Raw genomic sequence first — 16,907 nt, 5'->3', positions numbered from 1 at the left:
CGGACCCGGTACGCGACCGCTGGCGGACCGCGATGCGCGGCGCCCTGGCCGAGGCCGAGCGGGCCGTCCGGGGCGGGGACGTCCCGGTCGGTGCCGTCGTGCTGTCCCCGGACGGCACGACGGTGCTCGCGAGCGGCCACAACGAACGCGAGGCCACCGGCGACCCGACGGCCCACGCGGAGATCCTCGCGCTCCGGCGGGCCGCGGCCTCGCTGGGCGGCTGGCGGCTGGCCGGGTGCACGCTCGTGGTCACGCTGGAGCCCTGCACGATGTGCGCGGGCGCGCTCGTGCAGGCGCGCGTCGACCGTGTCGTCTACGGCGCCCGCGACGAGAAGGCGGGCGCGGCCGGGTCGCTGTGGGACCTCGTGCGCGACCGGCGGCTCAACCACCGGCCCGAGGTCGTCGAGGGCGTCCTGGCCGAGGAGTGCGCCGGGCTGCTCACCGCGTTCTTCCGGGACCGCTGAATTCTGATTTCGGACCATGGCCCCGGGTGTTGTAGGGTCTCCCTCGGTAGCGTGTCCGAGCGGCCGAAGGAGCTCGCCTCGAAAGCGAGTGTGGCGCAAGTCACCGAGGGTTCAAATCCCTCCGCTACCGCAGCTGAAGGGCCCCGTCCGACGACGGGGCCCTTCGTGTGTGTCCGGGCCGCAGGGGCCCGCGGGCAGCAGCCGATAGGGCGGACAGGGACAGTGCGGCCGCGGCGATCACGGCGAGGACGCAACCCACCCGGCGGCACCGGGCGCGCCCGAGGCGGGGCGTGCCGCGGATCCTCGCCGTCCGTGCCGACGGCCTCGTGCCGACCGGGACCGGTGATGAGCAGCGCCGCGAGAACGACGGTTGCGACCCGGCCGCCGTCCCTCCTCATCACGTGGGGGCCGTCATCCGGAGGAAGGCGCCGCAGGACACCGCGCGTCCGTGCCGGGGTCCGCGCCGGCAGGCTTCGGTGGGCGGGGTAAGAGGGGTGTGCGGGTGGGGGGAAAGTCTTCGGCCGGTGGGCCGTTGGTTCCCGTGGGGCGCGTGAAGGTTACACTCGCCGCCGGCAGCAGGGGGCCCGACGGGCACACAGTGACAGGGGAGGCGCGGTGGCCGTGAACGCCAAGAAGATCGCCGTGTACGTGCTCGTGGTCTTCGTGCTGTACGTGATCATCACGGACCCGGAGAGAGCCGCGGACTACGTCCAGATAGGCTTCGAGGGCATATCGGACGCGGCCAAGGCCATCGGCGACTTCATGACCTGGGCCGCCAACGGCGGAAACAGCTGAGGAAAGAGCCGCGGAAAGAGCTGAGGGGAAGCCCATGATCCGGCACCTGGTGCTGTTCCGGCTCGACGAGGGCGTCGAACGCGACGACCCGCGGGTCGTGGCGGGCGTCGAGGCGTTCCGTTCTTTGGGCGACCGGATCGAGGAGCTGCGGTTCTGGGAATGCGGCTGGAACATCTCGGACCGTCCCATCGCCTACGACTTCGCCATCAACTCGGCGGTCGACGACACCGACGCGCTCAAGCGCTACCTGGAGCACCCGGCGCACCAGGCGGGCGTAGCGCTGTGGCGGGAGTTCGCCACCTGGGTGATCGCCGACTACGAGGTCTGAGCCGTACGGTCGAAACCTCGGCCCCGCACCGGAATGGTGCGGGGATTTTTTGCGTCCCATGCCCCAATTCATCACTCAACACGTGGTTATGCGGTGCTTGAACACAGTGCACATGTCTTGTGATGCTATGACCGCTTTTGATGGATGAGTTGACCGATAGAAGAGGTGGCGTTGACCTTGTCGGCCCGTACTGCGCCGCCCCAGGACGGAGCCCCGGCTCCGGCCCCGAACCCGGTGCCCGAGAAGCGCCGCGGTGCCGACACCCGGGCCCTCACCCAGGTTCTCTTCGCCCAGCTCAAGGATCTCCAGCCGGGCACGCCGGAGCACAACCGGGTGCGCGGGGCGCTCATCGAGGCCAACCTCCCGCTCGTGCGGTACGCGGCCGCCCGCTTCCGCTCCCGCAACGAGCCGATGGAGGACGTGGTCCAGGTCGGCACCATCGGCCTGATCAACGCCATCGACCGGTTCGACCCGGACCGGGGCGTGCAGTTCCCGACCTTCGCGATGCCGACGGTCGTCGGCGAGATCAAGCGGTACTTCCGGGACAACGTCCGCACCGTGCACGTACCGCGCCGGCTGCACGAGCTGTGGGTCCAGGTCAACAGCGCGACCGAGGATCTGACCACCGCCTTCGGGCGCTCCCCCACGACCGCCGAGATCGCCGAGCGGCTGCGCATCAGCGAGGAGGAGGTGCTGTCCTGCATCGAGGCGGGACGCTCGTACCACGCCACCTCCCTGGAGGCCGCGCAGGAGGGCGACGGGCTGCCCGGCCTGCTGGACCGGATCGGCTACGAGGACCCGGCCCTGGACGGCGTCGAGCACCGCGACCTGGTCCGGCACCTGCTGGTGCAACTCCCGGAACGGGAGCAGAGAATCCTTTTGCTGCGCTACTACAGCAACCTCACCCAGTCGCAGATCAGCGCGGAACTCGGCGTCTCCCAGATGCACGTCTCGCGGCTGCTGGCGCGCAGCTTCCAGCGGTTGCGCTCGGCGAACCGGATCGACGCGTAACCGCGCCCGGACCGCTCCGGCGCACAACCGAATACGGGATCGATCGATCACCGGCCCGAGCGAATCACCCACCAGGGCGGATTCCGACATCCGCCCGCCGACGCCCCGTCAGACCCCCTCCTTCCTGGGCTGATTCACATCTCTCATGTCGACATGTCACTACAGCGTGTTGCCGACATGTGACATTCTGCGGGAAGCGCGTTTGCCGTGGCTCCGGCTCCGGTATTCAGGTGAAGGTTGCGTTCCTCGCAGGAGGACGCCACCGCGACCGTCCCGCGACCCAAAGGGGGTGGCATGTCCGCAGATCAGGGCAGCTCGAAGGTGCTCACGCCCACGAAGAGCGAGGCAGCGACCAAGGAACTCGACGCTCTCGACGTGCTCGACGACGTCACGGCCCTTGGGCCCGCGCCGGCCCCGGCCGTCCCGGCCGACTCGGGGCCCATCGACACCCGCACCCTGTCCCGCTCCCTGTTCCTGCGGCTCGCCGCACTCGACGAGGACAGCCCCGAGCGTGCCTACGTCCGGGACACCCTCATCGAACTCAACCTCCCGCTCGTGCGGTACGCGGCGGCCCGCTTCCGCTCCCGCAACGAGCCGATGGAGGACATCGTCCAGGTCGGCACCATCGGCCTGATCAAGGCCATCGACCGCTTCGACTGCGAACGCGGCGTCGAGTTCCCGACGTTCGCGATGCCGACGGTCGTGGGCGAGATCAAGCGCTTCTTCCGCGACACCTCGTGGTCGGTGCGGGTCCCGCGGCGGCTCCAGGAGCTGCGCCTGGCGCTCACGAAGGCCAGCGACGAGCTGTCCCAGAAGCTGGACCGCTCCCCGACGGTCACCGAACTCGCCGCGGTCCTCGGGGTGTCGGAGGAGGACGTGGTCGACGGCCTGGCCGTGGGCAACGCCTACACGGCCTCGTCGCTTGACTCCCCGGCCCCCGAGGACGACGGCGGCGAGGGCTCCCTGGCCGACCGCCTCGGCTACGAGGACAGCGCCCTTGAGGGCGTCGAGTACCGCGAGTCCCTGAAGCCGTTGCTGGCCAAACTCCCGCCCCGGGAGCGCCGGATCATCATGCTCCGCTTCTTCGCGAACATGACGCAGTCGCAGATCGGCGAGGAGGTCGGCATCTCCCAGATGCATGTCTCCCGCCTGCTGACCCGGACCCTGGCGCAGCTGCGCGAGGGCCTGATCTCGGACTGAGTCCGGGGGTCTGTTTCCCGCCCGTCCCTTCCTTCCTGACGGACCGTCAGTCACACTGGCGCGATGCTGGGAACTGGGACGGGCACGGAGACCGGAACCGTCACCGGGACCGGAACGGCCACCGGGACCGGAGCGGGCACAAGGCCCTGGAAGGGCCTGGCTCATGGCCGCCGAGGCGCCGTCGTGGCCGCGTCGGCGGCCGTCGTCGTCCTGGGCGGGGTGCTGGCCACGTGCGGGGGCGGCGGCGCGGGCGGTGGTTACGTCGCCGTAGGGGCGCCGGGCGCCTCACCGCGGACGGGTACGGGGCTGAGGCCGAGCGATCCGGTGACGCTGGTGCCGCTCGACGGGTCACCCGAAGCGGACGGCAACGCGCCGGCCCGGGCGCCGACTTCACGGCCCGCGCCCGGACCCCGGGCTCCGGGCGCCCGCGACGGCGGGGACAGGTCCGCCGGCGCTGCCGGGTCGGCACCGGACGCGCCCGCCGCACCCGCCGCGCCCACAGGCTCCGGGGCGACCGGTACGGCGGCCGGGTCACCGGCTCCGTCGGCGCCGCCCGCCGACGGTGCGACACCGCCGTCCCCCGCCCCCGCCCCCGCCGCCCTCGGCTGGGACGACCCTTCGCGGGAGGCGACGGAGCAGCGGTGGTGCGAGAAGGTGACGGTCGCCTTCCACAACACCGGTGGCACGGCGGTCCGTTCGGGAACGGTGACGTTCGGCACGCACATCATCGGCGCGCTCGGCATCGACTGGGCGACGGTCGAGTCCACGCGGGACCTCCCGGTACCGCTTCGCCCGGGCGCCGACGAGAAGCACACGTGGACGGTGTGCGTCGACGCCTGGCGGGTGCCGCTCGGGATGCACATCGAGACGCGGGACGTGTCGGTCACCTGGAAGTGACGCGACCGACCGGCCGCCGGCCGGTGCGGGGTGGCGGTCAGCGCGGCGGCCGGTGCCAGGCGGCGGTCAGCGCGGTTGGCGCAGGCCCTCGATGAGGAGTCCGACGAGCCGGCGGGCGTCGTAGCGGGGGTCGCTCTCCGCGCCGATGCAGAGGTTCCCGACGCCGCGCATCAGCTCGTAGGCCGTCAGGTCGGAGCGGATCTCGCCGGCGGCGGACGCGGCGTCCAGCAGGTGGGTGCACACGGGCACGAGGCGGTCGAGGAAGTAGGTGTGCAGCGCCTCGAAGCCCGCGTTGTCGGACTGGAGCACGCCGGCCAGCCCGTGCTTGGTGACCAGGAAGTCGACGAAGAGGTCGATCCACCGGGCCAGCGCGGCGTGCGGGGTGGGGCCGGTCTCCAGCAGGGCCGGACCGGCCTCGGCGCAGGCTTCGACCTGGTGCCGGTAGACGGCGATGATGAGGTCCGCGCGGGTGGGGAAGTGGCGGTAGATCGTGCCCACGCCGACGCCGGCGCGGGCCGCGATGTCCCTCACCGGGGCGTCCACACCGGCCGCCACGAAGAGTTCGGCGGCGGCGTCGAGCAGGGTCTTCTCGTTGCGTCGGGCGTCCGCCCGCTTGGACCGGGGCGCATGCCTTTTGTTCTCGCCGCCGTCGCTCACCGTACCGTTCCCTTCCGCCCGCGGGGCCGTCTGAGCGGGTCCTCGCCCACGCCGCCTATCGGAGCGAGGTTCCGCTTTTATGATGCCAGAGCCTTGGGTTGACGGCCATGGGCGCCGTGGGGGTGCGGGTGATTGTGCCTGTGCTCCGAGCGTCGTGGCTTGGCGCGCAGTTCCCCGCGCCCCCGGGTCGGCTGCCCCTGACGCGGCTGGAAAGCCGGGCCTTGTCCTGGCGGGCCGTGGGGGTGCGGGTGATTTTTCCTGTGCCCGAGCGTCGTGGCTTGGCGCGCAGTTCCCCGCGCCCCCAGGTGGGCTGCCCGTGACGTGGGTCGGCTACTTCAGTGCCAGCCAGGCCACTGCTGCGACGATCGCCACCACCGCGACGACGCCTAGGATCACGCCGATGCGGGGGCCGGTCGAGCCGGACGCCTGCTGCCGAGTCCCCTGGGGGGCCTCGTCGACGAACGCGCGGAACATCTGGGTGCTGCCTGCGGGGTCGGGGTTGCCCTGGGGGCCCTGGGTGTTAGCCATGGCCCGAGACCCTAGCGAAGACGGGCGGTGGCGCCCAAGTGGGGGCACTGATGAGCCCGTACGGAACGCGTGTGCGCCCCCGGCCCCGACCCCCTCGCCACCCCCTTCCACCTCCGCGAACGACCCCACCTGCGTATTTACGGTCGCAATACTTGCCTTTGCCAAGTTTTTGGGCCGCGCACCCCCAGATTTGTTTGCCTTCAGCAACCAAGCACCCTTACGGTTGCCTCAAGCAACGAAAACGGGAGGTGCGATGGCTGAGCAGGCGCAGTTCGAGGAGCTGGCGCGTCAGCTCAGCGCCGTCGGAGCCGTGAAACGGGACCTGGCGCGGATACTCCCGCACGACTGCCCGGGCGGCTCCGCCGCCGTGCTGACCCTGCTCGGGCGGCACGGCGACATGCGCATGAGCAAGCTCGCCGAGCTGCTGGCCGTGGACATGTCCGTCACCAGCCGGCATGTCGCGCACGTCGCCGAACGGGGCTGGATCGAGCGGTCCCCGGACCCCGCCGACAAGCGCTCGCGCATCCTGCGCCTCACTCCCGCGGGCAGATCCATGACGGACGAACTGGCGCGGCGCAGCACCGAACTGCTGGCCGAACGGCTCAGCGACTGGTCCGACGACGAGGTCGCCCAGCTGATTCGGCTCATGACCCGGCTCAGGGACAGCTTCGGCGACTGCCGGACCGTACACGCCCGGCCCCACCCGTCGCAGCACGCCGCCGTGCCCGAGCCCGCGCCGGTACTCGAAGCGACGACCACCCGTACACCCGGATAAGCACGTAGAAGCACGTAGAGAAAAGGAAGCCCATGGCAACGACCACACCAGCCGGTGTGCGGGCTCACGCCAAGCACGGGGGAGGCTCCGACCAGGCTCCCATGACGCACCGGCAGATCATGGAAGCGCTCTCCGGGCTGCTGCTCGGCATGTTCGTGGCGATCCTGTCGTCCACGATCGTCTCCAACGCCCTGCCGCGCATCATCGGCGACCTCGGCGGCGGCCAGTCCGCCTACACCTGGGTGGTCACGGCCGCCCTGCTGTCGATGACCGCGACCACTCCCCTGTGGGGCAAGCTCGCAGACCTGTACAGCAAGAAGGCACTCGTCCAGATAGCCCTGGTCATCTATGTCCTGGGCTCGGTCGTCGCCGGTCTCTCGCAGAACCCCGGCATGCTGATCGCCTGCCGCGTCGTGCAGGGCGTCGGCGTCGGCGGTCTGTCCGCCCTGGCGCAGATCGTCATGGCGGCGATGATCTCCCCGCGCGAGCGCGGCCGTTACTCCGGTTACCTCGGTGCCACCTTCGCCGTCGCCACCGTCGGCGGCCCGCTGCTCGGCGGTGTCATCACCGACACCTCGTGGCTGGGCTGGCGCTGGTGCTTCTACGTCGGCGTGCCCTTCGCGGTCATCGCGCTGATCGTGCTCCAGCGGACCCTGCACCTGCCCGTGGTGAAGCGGGAGGTGAAGGTCGACTGGGGCGGCGCGTTCTTCATCTCCGCCGCGGTCTCGCTGCTGCTGGTCTGGGTGACCTTCGCCGGTGACAAGTACGACTGGCTGTCGTGGCAGACGTACGCGATGGTCGGCGGCTCCCTCGTGCTCGGCGCGCTGTTCGTGTTCATCGAGGCCAGGGCGAGCGAGCCGATCATCCCGCTGCGGCTGTTCCGCAACCGCACCATCACCCTTGCGTCGCTCGCCTCGCTGTTCGTCGGCATCGCGATGTTCAGCGGCACGGTCTTCTTCAGCCAGTACTTCCAGCTGGCCCGCGACAAGTCCCCGACGATGTCGGGTGTCCTGACCATCCCGATGATCGGCGGCCTGTTCGTCTCCTCCACGGTCTCCGGCCAGTTCATCACCCGCACCGGCCGCTGGAAGGGCTGGCTGGTCAGCGGCGGCGTGCTGGTGACGGCCGGGCTCGGTCTGCTGGGCACCATCCGGTACGACACCGACTACTGGAAGATGGCCGTCTTCATGGCCATGCTGGGCCTCGGCATCGGCATGATGATGCAGAACCTGGTGCTGTGCACGCAGAACCAGGTGGAGCCGAGCGACCTCGGCTCGGCCAGCTCCACGGTCACCTTCTTCCGTTCCCTCGGCGGTGCGATCGGCGTCTCCGCGCTCGGCGCGGTGATGTCCCACCGGATCACCGACTACGTCAAGGACGGCCTCGCCGACCTGAACCCGAAGTACGCCAAGGGGCTGTCCGGTTCGGGCTCCACGGACTCCATCCCGGACATGAACGCCCTGCCGGCGCCGCTGCGCACGGTCATGGAGAGCGCCTACGGGCACGGCATCGCCGACGTGTTCCTGATCGCCGGCTGCCTGGCGGCGGTCGCCTTCCTCATCACGCTGTTCATCAAGGAGGTCCCGCTGCGGACCAAGGGCGCGCTGGCGCAGGCCGCCGCCGAGAGCGAAGCACCGGCCGAGACCCCGGCCGCGATCGCGGCCACCGCCGTGCCGGCCGCGGAGAAGGTGCCCAGCTGGGCCTCCCCGGTCGTGGCGGGCCCCGACGAGAGCACGGACGGCACGGAACCGGCCGCGACACGGCAGCTGACGGCCGTCGCCACCGTGCCCGCCCCGGAGCAGCCCTCCTCCGGCGGCACCCCGGTCCACGGCTTCGTCCGCGGCGCCGAGAGCGCCCCGGTCCCGCAGGCCGCGGTCACTCTGATCTCCCTGTCCGGCCGCCAGTTGGGCCGCTCGGTCACCCAGGCCGACGGCTCCTACACACTGGACGCGCCCGGCACCGGCTCGTATGTGCTGATCGCCGCCGCCGACGGCTTCCAGCCGCAGGCGTCCACGATCGTGGTGCACGAGGACCCGGTGTCCTACGACGTCCTGCTCAGCGGCACCAGCGGGCTGAGCGGTGTGGTCCGGGCGGCCGGCAGCGCCCTGCCGGTCAAGGACGCGATGGTGATCGTCACCGATGTGCGCGGCGATCTGCTGGCCACCGGGACCACCGGGGAACAGGGCCAGTTCATTTTCGGTGAGCTGGTGCCCGGCGCGGTGACGGTGGCGGTGAACGCCGCCGGGTTCCGGCCGCGGGCGCTGCCCGTCGAGATCGGCGCCACCGGGGTCACCCGGATCGAGGTGGATCTGGAGGCGGGCGCCCGGCTCCAGGGCGTCGTCAGGTCCCCGCACGGCCCGCTGGCCGACGCCCGGGTGACCCTCGTGGACGCGGCGGGCAACGTGGTCGGCACGTCCACCACCGGATCGGACGGTGCGTACGCCTTCACCGATCTGAACACCGGCGACTACACCGTCATCGCGACCGGCTACCCGCCGGTGGCGACGGCCCTGACGGTGCAGGGCGCCGGGGCCGACGGGCACGACATCGAACTCGCCCACCCCGGCGAGTAGCCCGGCACCCGGCCCGTGGCGGGCGCGCTGCGAGCGGCGGCGCGCCCGGCCACGGGCCGGACGCTTTACGACCAATTTGTACGGCTTTTCGAGGCCGCCATGGATGTTCGGTCCATGGCTTCGCAGGGAGAAAAACGGGATGGGACTGACCGCGAGGATCCACACCCGGGACGGATGGGCCGTGTCGCACGCGGTCGTCACGGTGACCGACATGACGGGCACGCAGGTGCTGCGCGCCGAGGCCGACGCCGAGGGCGCCGTGCGGGATGCGACCGCGCTCGCGCCCGGGGCGTACACGGTGATCGTCACGGCCGTCGGGTACGCGCCCGCCGCGGCCAGCGCGATCGTCACCGCGAGCGGACGGGCCGAGGTCGGCACGGTGACGCTGGCCCGGCAGGGCGGCACCGAGCTGCCACCGCCGGGTCCGTGGACCATCGACCCGGCGCACTCGACGGTGGCCGCCGTCGCCCAGCACCTGGGCATCTCCAGCGTGCGCGGCCGGTTCACCGACTTCGCCGGCGCGATCGAGATCGCGCCCGACGACGTCGGCAAGTCCCGTGTACAGGCGGTGATCCGGGCGTCCTCCATCGACACCGGCAACGGCATGCGCGACACCCATCTGCGGTCCGCGGACTTCCTGAACGTCGAGCGGTACCCCGAGATCACCTACCGTTCGACGGGGCTGTCGGAGGCCGGCCAGGACCGCTGGACGGTCCACGGCGAGCTGGCCATGCGCGGTGTCGTACGCCCGGTGGATCTGGACCTGGCCTACCTCGGCACCGGCGCCGACCCGTGGGGCGGCACCCGGGCCGCCTTCCGCGCGACGACGGAACTGCGCCGCGAGGACTTCGCCATGAACTACAACCAGGTCGTCCAGGCGGGCATCGCGGCCATCGGCACGACCCTGAAGGTCGAGCTGGACGTCCAGGCGGTGCAGGGCGAAACGCTGCCACAGGCGTAGGAACGGCAGGGTCAGCCAGAACGGGGGCCGCTGGCCCTAGGCTGCCCGCATGGCACCGAACATCGCGACGAACACCACCGTCTCCCTCGATGAACTGCTGGACTTCGTACGGCCCCGGCACCGGGCCGTCCTGCTCACCCGGCGGACCGACGGCGGCCCCCAGGCATCGCCGCTGACCTGCGGGGTCGACGACTCCGGCCGGATCGTGGTCTCCACCTACCCGGAGCGCGCCAAGACCCGCAACGCCAAGCGGGACGAGCGGGTCAGCCTGATCGTGCTCAGCGACGACTGGAACGGGCCGTGGGTCCAGGTCGACGGGACGGCGGAGGTCATCGACAGCCCTGACTCCGTGGAGCCGCTGGTCGAGTACTACCGCAACATCGCCGGTGAGCACCCGGACTGGGACGAGTACCGCGCGGCGATGCTGAAGCAGGGCAAGTCGATCATCCGCGTCACCCCCACCCGCTGGGGCCCGGTGGCCACCGGCGGCTTCCCGTCCCGCCTGGTCAACCAGGACTGACCCCGCCGTCGGGGGTGGTTCTCCGGGTCATCTGCTCGATGCCCGCGATCAGGAGGTCCAGGGCGAAGGTGAAGTCCCGTTCCAGCATCTCCTCGACCGTGTCGCCGCCGCGGGCCTGCATGATGTCCCGGGACTCCTTCATGACCTCGGCGGCCTGCGGGGCCGCGGTCACCGCGGTCATGGCGGTGCGGTGGTACTCGTCCGGGGTCATACCGGTCGCGGCGACCCGGGCCGCGAAGTGACCCTCGATCGTGCCGAAGCCGTACACGAACTGGAAGACGGCCGCGATGGCGCCCGTGATGCCGTGCGCGGGCAGCCCGGAGCGGCGCATGATCTGCTGCACCCGGCCCGAGAAGCCGAGCGCGTTCGGGCCGATGTTGAGGTAGCGTCCGGCCAGCGGGGACAGCCACGGGTGCCGCACCAGCAGCGCGCGGTACTCCCCGGCCAGCGCACGCAGTTGGCCCCGCCAGTCCTCGCCCGCCTCCTCGGGCCCGGGCAGCCGCAGCTCGCCGAAGGCCGCGTCCAGGGCGAGTTCGAGCAGGTCGTCCTTGGTGTCGACGTACCAGTACACGGACATGGCGGTGACGCTCAGTTCGGCGGCCAGCCGCCGCATGGAGAACCGGGCAAGCCCCTCCGCGTCCAGCAGCCGCACGGTCGCCTCGGTGATCCGCTCCCGGTCCAGGCCGGACGGCTGCCCGCCGCCGCGCCCGCCACGGCGGGTCTTCCCCTCCAGCCAGACACTGGTACGCGCCGCCCGCCCGGCCGCCTCCGCCATCGACGCACCTTCCTGGATCTCCGACCACTTCATCACGATGCTAGGCCCGCGACGGCCCCGGTGACCCCCCGCGATCATCCCGCGCCCGCGTCCTGGGGCGCGGTCCTGACCGTCAGGCGAGCGCGTTCTGTGCCCGCCGCAGCAGCCCACCGGCCACCAGTCCGCCGGCCAACACGGCGACCGCACCCACGAGTTGCCCCGCCTCCAGGCCCGAGGCCAGCCCGCCGGCCGCGGCCCGGGAGCTGAGCACCGCGCCGAGCACCGCGACCCCGAGCCCGTTGCCGAACTCCGCGAGCGTCCCGTTGATCCCGGCCCCGACGCCCGCCTTGGCCGGCGGGATCGAACTCATGATGGCGTGCGCCATGGCCGGGTTGGCGATCGCGCAGCCGGCGCCGATCAGCAGCAGCCCGAGCAGGGTTCCGGCGTAACCGCCGGTGGCCAGCAGCGCGATGGACACCAGCCCCGCCGACATCAGCACCATGCCCAGCACGATCGAGACGGGCGTGCCGAGTCTGGCCGACCACCTCGCGGACAGCCCCGAGAAGTTCAGCGCCACGACGGTGAGGGCGAGCGGCGCCGTGCGCAGACCGGCCTCCAGGGGGCCGTAGCCGAGGACGAACTGCAGATGCTGGGTGAGCAGGAACAGCGCCCCGCCCATGCCGAAGGTGATCAGCACCGCCCCGGCCACCGCGCCCGTGAACCGGCGGTCCCTGAAGAAGTGCGGGTCGAGCATGGGATACGGGACGCGGCTCTCCCAGCGGGCGAAGCACGCGAGGACGACCACCGCGACGAGGCCGCTCACCAGCACCCGGGCCGACGACCAGCCGTGCGCCGGGCCGGAGATGATCGCGAAGACCAGCCCGGCCATGCCGATGGTGGAGAGCACGGCGCCGAGCAGATCGGGCCGGTCGCCCTGGGGGTTCTTCGACTCCGGTACCAGCGCCACGACCGCCACCAGCGCCAGCGCCACGACCGGCAGGTTGATCAGGAAGATCGCGCCCCACCAGAAGTGGTTGAGCATGAACCCGCCGATCAGCGGCCCGCCGGCGAAGCCGAGCGCGTTGACCGCGCTCCAGATGCCGATCGCCTTGGCCTGTTCCTCGGGCGGGAAGATCTGCATCGCCACGGCCAGGGTGGTGGTCAGCAGCAGCGCGCCGCCCACGCCCATGCCCGCCCGCGCGGCGATCAACTGACCGGTGGTACCGGCGAGTCCGGCCAGCAGCGAGCCCACGCCGAACAGGGCCACCCCCGCGAGCAGCATCTTCTTGCGGCCGTAGCGGTCGGCGGCGCTGCCCGCGGTGAGCAGCAGTCCGGACTGCACCAGCGAGTACGCGTTGATCATCCACTGGATGTCGGAGGTGGTCGCCCCCAGTTCACGGGTGAGCGAGGGGATGGCCACGTTCAGGACGGTGTTGTCCAGCAGCACGGTGAGCTGGGCGAGACAGATGACGCCGAGGATCAGCCAGCGCTGGGGGTGGGCCGCTGAGATCGACATGCCGTACACCGTAAAGCAGTTCCTATACGGCGTACAACGGAAAAGGGGCGGGGCGGCAGCCGCGCTTGCGGCCACCGCCCCGCTCTCTCCAGCCGGTCCTCAGCCGTCGCTCGACCGCTGCGTGAGGTCGTAGAAGGTGGCCGAACCGACCGTCACCTTCTTGAAGTTGCTCTCGACCCACGAGGTGATCTGCGAGGCGGTGCCGCTGCCACTGCCGCCCATGCCGCCACCCATGCCGCCGGCGATGAAGTAGTGGATCTTTCCGTCCGCCACGTACTGCTTGAACTGCGCCGGCGTCGGGGACGGGTCGGTGCCGTTGAAGCCGCCGATCGCCATCACCGGCTCACCGGTGGCCAGTTGGTAGCTCGCGGCGTTCTGGGAGCCGATGGACGCGGCGACCCAGGTGTACGTCCCGGCGTCCGCCTCCAGCAGCTTCCTGGCCTCGGCGCCGACCGTGGCACCGTCGAGCAGGCCACCGCCGCCCGTTCCGCCGCCCGGCCCGCCGCCCTCGCCGGCGCCCGGGAGACCGTTGCCGTTCTGCGTGCCACCGTTGCCGTTCTGCTGGTTCTGACCGGGCAGGCCGCCGCCCGGGAAGCCGCCGGCGCCACCGGGGAAGCCGTTGCCGTTCTGCGTGCCCCCGTCGCCGTTCTGCTGGTTCTGGCCCGGCATGCCGCCGCCGAAGCCGCCCCGCATGCCGCCGCCGGGACGGCCGCCGCCGAAGCCCATCGCGCTCGCACCCGCCGGACCGGCCGTCGGAATGGAGCCGGTGTGCGCCGAGCCGACCGTGCTCAGGGTGTACGCGGTCGGCCCGGCCAGCGCGGCGACGAGACCCACGGCCGCCGCCCCGAGGGCCGTCCGGCGCGGCATCCGGCCCGCGAAGACCAGGCCGAGCGCGGCGGCCAGGCCGCCGACCAGGACCAGCCAGCGCAGCCAGGGCAGATAGTCCGGGGTGCGGTTGAGCAGGACGTAACCCCAGGCGGCGGACGCCACCACGGAGGCCGCGAGGGCGATCGACGCCCAGGTCTCGGCCCGCCGCTCCCACAGCAGACCGGCGCCCATGCCGATCACGGCCGCGAGGTAGGGGGCGAGGGCGACCGTGTAGTACTGGTGGAAGATGCCCGCCATGTAACTGAAGACGACCATGGTCATCAGCAGCGAGCCGCCCCAGACCAGGAATCCGGCCCGGGTCACCGAGGCACGCCGGGCCCGCCGGGTCGCCCACAGGCCGGCCACCAGCAGGATCAGCGCGGCCGGGATCAGCCACGAGACCTGGCCGCCGATCTCCGCGTTGAACATCCGGTCCCAGCCGGTCTCGCCCCATTGACCGGTGCCGCCCGGTCCTGCACCGCCGCCGACGCTGCCCGTCTCCTCGCCGTTCAGCCGCCCCAGACCGTTGTAGCCGAAGGTCAGCTCAAGGAAGGAGTTGTTCTGCGAGCCGCCGATGTACGGGCGGGACGAGGCGGGCCACCACTCCACGACCGCCACCCACCAGCCGCCCGCGACAACCATCGCCGCCGTGGCGAGGGCCAGTTGGCCGAACCGCCGGCGCAGCCGCACCGGGGCGCAGACCGCGTACACGACCGCCAGCGGCGGCAGGATCACAAATGCCTGCAAGGTCTTGGCGAGGAAGGCGAAGCCGACCGCGACGCCCGCCCACACCAGCCACCTGGTGCGCCCGTCCTCCACGGCACGCGTCACGAAGTAGCAGGCCAGCGCCATCAGCAGGGCCAGCATCGCGTCCGGGTTGTTGAACCGGAACATCAGCGCCGCGACCGGGGTGAGCGCGAGCACGGCGCCCGCGATCAGACCGGGCACCGGGCCGGACCGGCGCCGCACCGCGGCGTGCACGACGGCGACGGTGCCGACGCCCATCAGCACCTGCGGGGTGAGGATCACCCACGAGTTCAGGCCGAAGACCCGCACCGACAGCTCCATCGGCCACAGGAACGCCGAGGGCTTGTCGACGGTGATGGCGTTGCCCGCGTCCAGCGAGCCGAAGAAGAACGCCTTCCAGGACGTGCTGCCCGCCTGGACGGCCGCCGAGTAGAAGGAGTTGGCGTAACCGGACGCGCTCAGGTTGTACAGGTACAGCAGCGCGGTGGCGAGCAGCAGGCCGAGGAAGGCCGGGCGCGCCCAGCGCGGGTCACCCGGACGTCCGCGCCACAGTCTGCGGGCGAGGGGCTGCCGCGGCTCGCCCGCGCCGGGGGCCCGGGCCGGGCCCTGCGGCGGTGGAGCGGTGGGGGGCGGGCCCCATGAACCCGGTCCGGTCCGGCCGGTCGACTGGTCGTAGTGGGTGGTCATCGGGCATCCCCCGGGTCGGTGTCATGAGGGCCCACCGGGCGCAGTCGCACGGTGACGTCCCTCCAGTTGCCGCCCACGCCGTCGCCGGCGCGGAACTGGGTGCTGTGGTGCGGGGCCTGCTGGGCCTGCTGGGCCTGCTGGGCCTGCTGGGCCTGCTGGGCCTGCTGGGCCTGCTGGGCCTGCTGGGCCTGCTGGTGGCCCTCGGCTGGTGCCTGCGGCGAGTGCTGGGGCTGCTGCGGTTGCTGTGCTTGTTGCGGGCGCGGCGCCGGGCGGCGCGGCAGCGGTGCGCTCGGCCGGGGCTGGCGGGGCCCCGGGGGAAGGTGGGCGGCGTCGGCGGAGCGCTCGGCGGTGGGGTCGGCGGGGAACGCGGTGCCGGGGGTGGGGTGGTCGGGGAATACCCAGGCGCGGAACAGGAGGAAGCGCAGTACCGTCGCCGCCAGGTTGGCGGCGATCAGCACCGCCAGTTCGGTCGAGTGCCCGGGGGCACTGGTGGCCGCGTCGAGGGCGGCGAGCGAACCGCTGGTCAGGGCGAGGCCGATGCCGAAGACCACCAGACCCTGCGCCTGGTGCCGCACCGCGCCGCCGCGACCGCGCACCCCGAAGGTCAGCCGCCGGTTGGCCGCCGTGTTGGCGACGGCCGAGACCAGCAGGGCCAGCGCGTTGGCCACCTGGGAGCCGGCGAACTGCCGGAAGCCGCTGTAGAGGAGCAGGTAGAAGAGCGTCGACAGGCCGCCTACCACGCAGAACCCGACGAGCTGCCGGGCCAGCCCCTTCGGTACGTCCCCGATCTCGCGGTCGCGCGGGTCGTCCCCGAACGGCCGGGTGAGCCGGTCCAGCGGCAGCGAACCGGTGGCCAGGGCCTTGCCCACCCGCCACACGCCCTTGAGGTCGTCGGTCGCCGTCCGCACGATGTGCACCGTCGAGTCCGGGTCGTCGACCCAGTCGACCGGCACCTCGTGGATGCGCAGCCCGGCTCGCTCGGCGAGCACCAGCATCTCGGTGTCGAAGAACCAGCCGGTGTCCTCCACCAGCGGCAGCAGCACCTGGGCGACCTCACGCCGGATCGCCTTGAAGCCGCACTGCGCGTCGGAGAAGCGGGCCTGCAACGAGCCCCGCAGGATCAGGTTGTAGGAGCGGCTGATGAACTCCCGTTTGGCGCCCCTGACCACCCGCGACGAGCGGCTGAGCCGGGAGCCGATCGCGAGGTCGGAGTGGCCCGAGATCAGCGGGGCCACCAGCGGCAGCAGCGCGTTGAGGTCGGTGGACAGGTCGACGTCCATGTAGGCGAGGACCGGGGCGTTAGAGGCGGACCACACGGCCCGCAGGGCACGCCCGCGTCCCTTCTGCTCAAGCCGGACGTCGACGACCTCGGGGATCCGGGCCGCGAGGCGGGCCGCGACCTCGGGGGTGGTGTCGGTGGACGCGTTGTCCGCGATCGTGATGCGGAACGCGTACGGGAAGGTGCGCGTCAGGTGCTCGTGCAGTCTGCGTACACAGGGCCCGAGGTCCTTCTCCTCGTTGTAGACGGGGATCACTACGTCCAGGACAGGCGTACCGGCGTCGCCGGCCGGGAGGTGCTCCCGCGCCGGCAGGGTGCCGGGAGAAGAGTCGGTTCGCATGTCCCCGA

At 71.8% G+C, this 16,907-nt stretch carries 16 protein-coding genes and 1 tRNA gene; 11 read left to right on the top strand and 6 right to left on the bottom strand.

Translation table 11 applies throughout. The features are described from left to right. Positions 1–32: 32 nt before the first annotated feature. From tadA to ACIRFL_RS04800, 7 genes are all read left to right on the top strand, one after another. Positions 33–464 (top strand): tRNA adenosine(34) deaminase TadA, encoded by a 432-nt coding sequence (tadA, locus tag ACIRFL_RS04830; protein ID WP_351738555.1) that lies wholly within the window; start codon positions 33–35, stop codon positions 462–464. 45 nt (positions 465–509) lie between these two features. Further along, a tRNA-Ser gene (locus ACIRFL_RS04825) sits at positions 510–594 on the top strand. A gap of 485 nt (positions 595–1,079) precedes the next feature. Beyond that, positions 1,080–1,259: a hypothetical protein gene (locus ACIRFL_RS04820; protein WP_404023860.1), complete on the top strand. Its 180-nt coding sequence runs from the start codon at positions 1,080–1,082 to the stop codon at positions 1,257–1,259. A gap of 34 nt (positions 1,260–1,293) precedes the next feature. Next, the gene (locus ACIRFL_RS04815; RefSeq protein WP_404023859.1) at positions 1,294–1,587 is read left to right on the top strand and encodes a Dabb family protein; all 294 of its coding nucleotides are present in this window, start codon (positions 1,294–1,296) and stop codon (positions 1,585–1,587) included. 171 nt (positions 1,588–1,758) lie between these two features. Beyond that, the gene (locus ACIRFL_RS04810; RefSeq protein ID WP_404023920.1) at positions 1,759–2,598 is read left to right on the top strand and encodes an RNA polymerase sigma factor SigF; all 840 of its coding nucleotides are present in this window, start codon (positions 1,759–1,761) and stop codon (positions 2,596–2,598) included. A 294-nt stretch (positions 2,599–2,892) separates the two neighbouring features. After that, the gene (locus tag ACIRFL_RS04805; protein WP_404023858.1) at positions 2,893–3,798 is read left to right on the top strand and encodes an RNA polymerase sigma factor SigF; all 906 of its coding nucleotides are present in this window, start codon (positions 2,893–2,895) and stop codon (positions 3,796–3,798) included. A 63-nt stretch (positions 3,799–3,861) separates the two neighbouring features. Further along, complete coding sequence (locus tag ACIRFL_RS04800; RefSeq protein ID WP_404023857.1) at positions 3,862–4,695, top strand: hypothetical protein; 834 nt, start codon at positions 3,862–3,864, stop codon at positions 4,693–4,695. A 66-nt stretch (positions 4,696–4,761) separates the two neighbouring features. Here the strand turns inward: ACIRFL_RS04800 and ACIRFL_RS04795 are convergent, their stop codons facing one another. Then, a complete protein-coding gene (locus tag ACIRFL_RS04795; RefSeq protein ID WP_404023855.1) occupies positions 4,762–5,352 on the bottom strand; it encodes a TetR/AcrR family transcriptional regulator in 591 nt (196 codons plus the stop codon). 330 nt (positions 5,353–5,682) lie between these two features. Further along, complete coding sequence (locus ACIRFL_RS04790; protein ID WP_404023854.1) at positions 5,683–5,880, bottom strand: hypothetical protein; 198 nt, start codon at positions 5,878–5,880, stop codon at positions 5,683–5,685. Positions 5,881–6,133: 253 nt separating this feature from the next. Here ACIRFL_RS04790 and ACIRFL_RS04785 point away from each other — a divergent pair, with 253 nt between their 5' ends. The 4 genes from ACIRFL_RS04785 (at position 6,134) to ACIRFL_RS04770 (ending at position 10,709) form a co-directional block, all read left to right on the top strand. After that, entirely contained in the window at positions 6,134–6,655 is a 522-nt protein-coding gene (locus tag ACIRFL_RS04785) for a MarR family winged helix-turn-helix transcriptional regulator (protein WP_404023853.1), read from the top strand. 32 nt (positions 6,656–6,687) lie between these two features. Continuing rightward, positions 6,688–9,228: an MFS transporter gene (locus ACIRFL_RS04780; protein WP_404023852.1), complete on the top strand. Its 2,541-nt coding sequence runs from the start codon at positions 6,688–6,690 to the stop codon at positions 9,226–9,228. A 139-nt stretch (positions 9,229–9,367) separates the two neighbouring features. After that, positions 9,368–10,189, top strand: coding sequence for a YceI family protein (locus ACIRFL_RS04775; RefSeq protein ID WP_404023850.1), 822 nt, complete (start codon positions 9,368–9,370; stop codon positions 10,187–10,189). A gap of 49 nt (positions 10,190–10,238) precedes the next feature. Further along, positions 10,239–10,709, top strand: coding sequence for a PPOX class F420-dependent oxidoreductase (locus ACIRFL_RS04770; RefSeq protein WP_404023849.1), 471 nt, complete (start codon positions 10,239–10,241; stop codon positions 10,707–10,709). Here ACIRFL_RS04770 and ACIRFL_RS04765 read toward each other — a convergent pair. The 4 genes from ACIRFL_RS04765 to ACIRFL_RS04750 all read right to left on the bottom strand — a co-directional run bounded on the left by ACIRFL_RS04765 (position 10,696) and on the right by ACIRFL_RS04750 (position 16,899). Continuing rightward, positions 10,696–11,484 (bottom strand): TetR/AcrR family transcriptional regulator, encoded by a 789-nt coding sequence (locus tag ACIRFL_RS04765; protein WP_404023848.1) that lies wholly within the window; start codon positions 11,482–11,484, stop codon positions 10,696–10,698. The two genes, ACIRFL_RS04770 and ACIRFL_RS04765, sit on opposite strands and share 14 nt — an antisense overlap. Before the next feature lie 112 nt (positions 11,485–11,596). Beyond that, positions 11,597–12,979, bottom strand: coding sequence for an MFS transporter (locus tag ACIRFL_RS04760; RefSeq protein ID WP_404023847.1), 1,383 nt, complete (start codon positions 12,977–12,979; stop codon positions 11,597–11,599). Between the two features lie 99 nt (positions 12,980–13,078). Further along, entirely contained in the window at positions 13,079–15,280 is a 2,202-nt protein-coding gene (locus tag ACIRFL_RS04755; protein ID WP_404023845.1) for a glycosyltransferase family 39 protein, read from the bottom strand. After that, complete coding sequence (locus ACIRFL_RS04750) at positions 15,277–16,899, bottom strand: glycosyltransferase (protein WP_404023844.1); 1,623 nt, start codon at positions 16,897–16,899, stop codon at positions 15,277–15,279. Before ACIRFL_RS04750 ends, ACIRFL_RS04755 begins: the two co-directional genes overlap by 4 nt. Positions 16,900–16,907: the final 8 nt, after the last annotated feature.

Origin of the sequence: Streptomyces sp. NPDC102462, assembly GCF_044765425.1 — a bacterium.
Taxonomy (GTDB): domain Bacteria; phylum Actinomycetota; class Actinomycetes; order Streptomycetales; family Streptomycetaceae; genus Streptomyces.
Note: the sequence above shows the minus strand (reverse complement) of the source record. Positions and strands in the feature narration are given on the sequence as shown.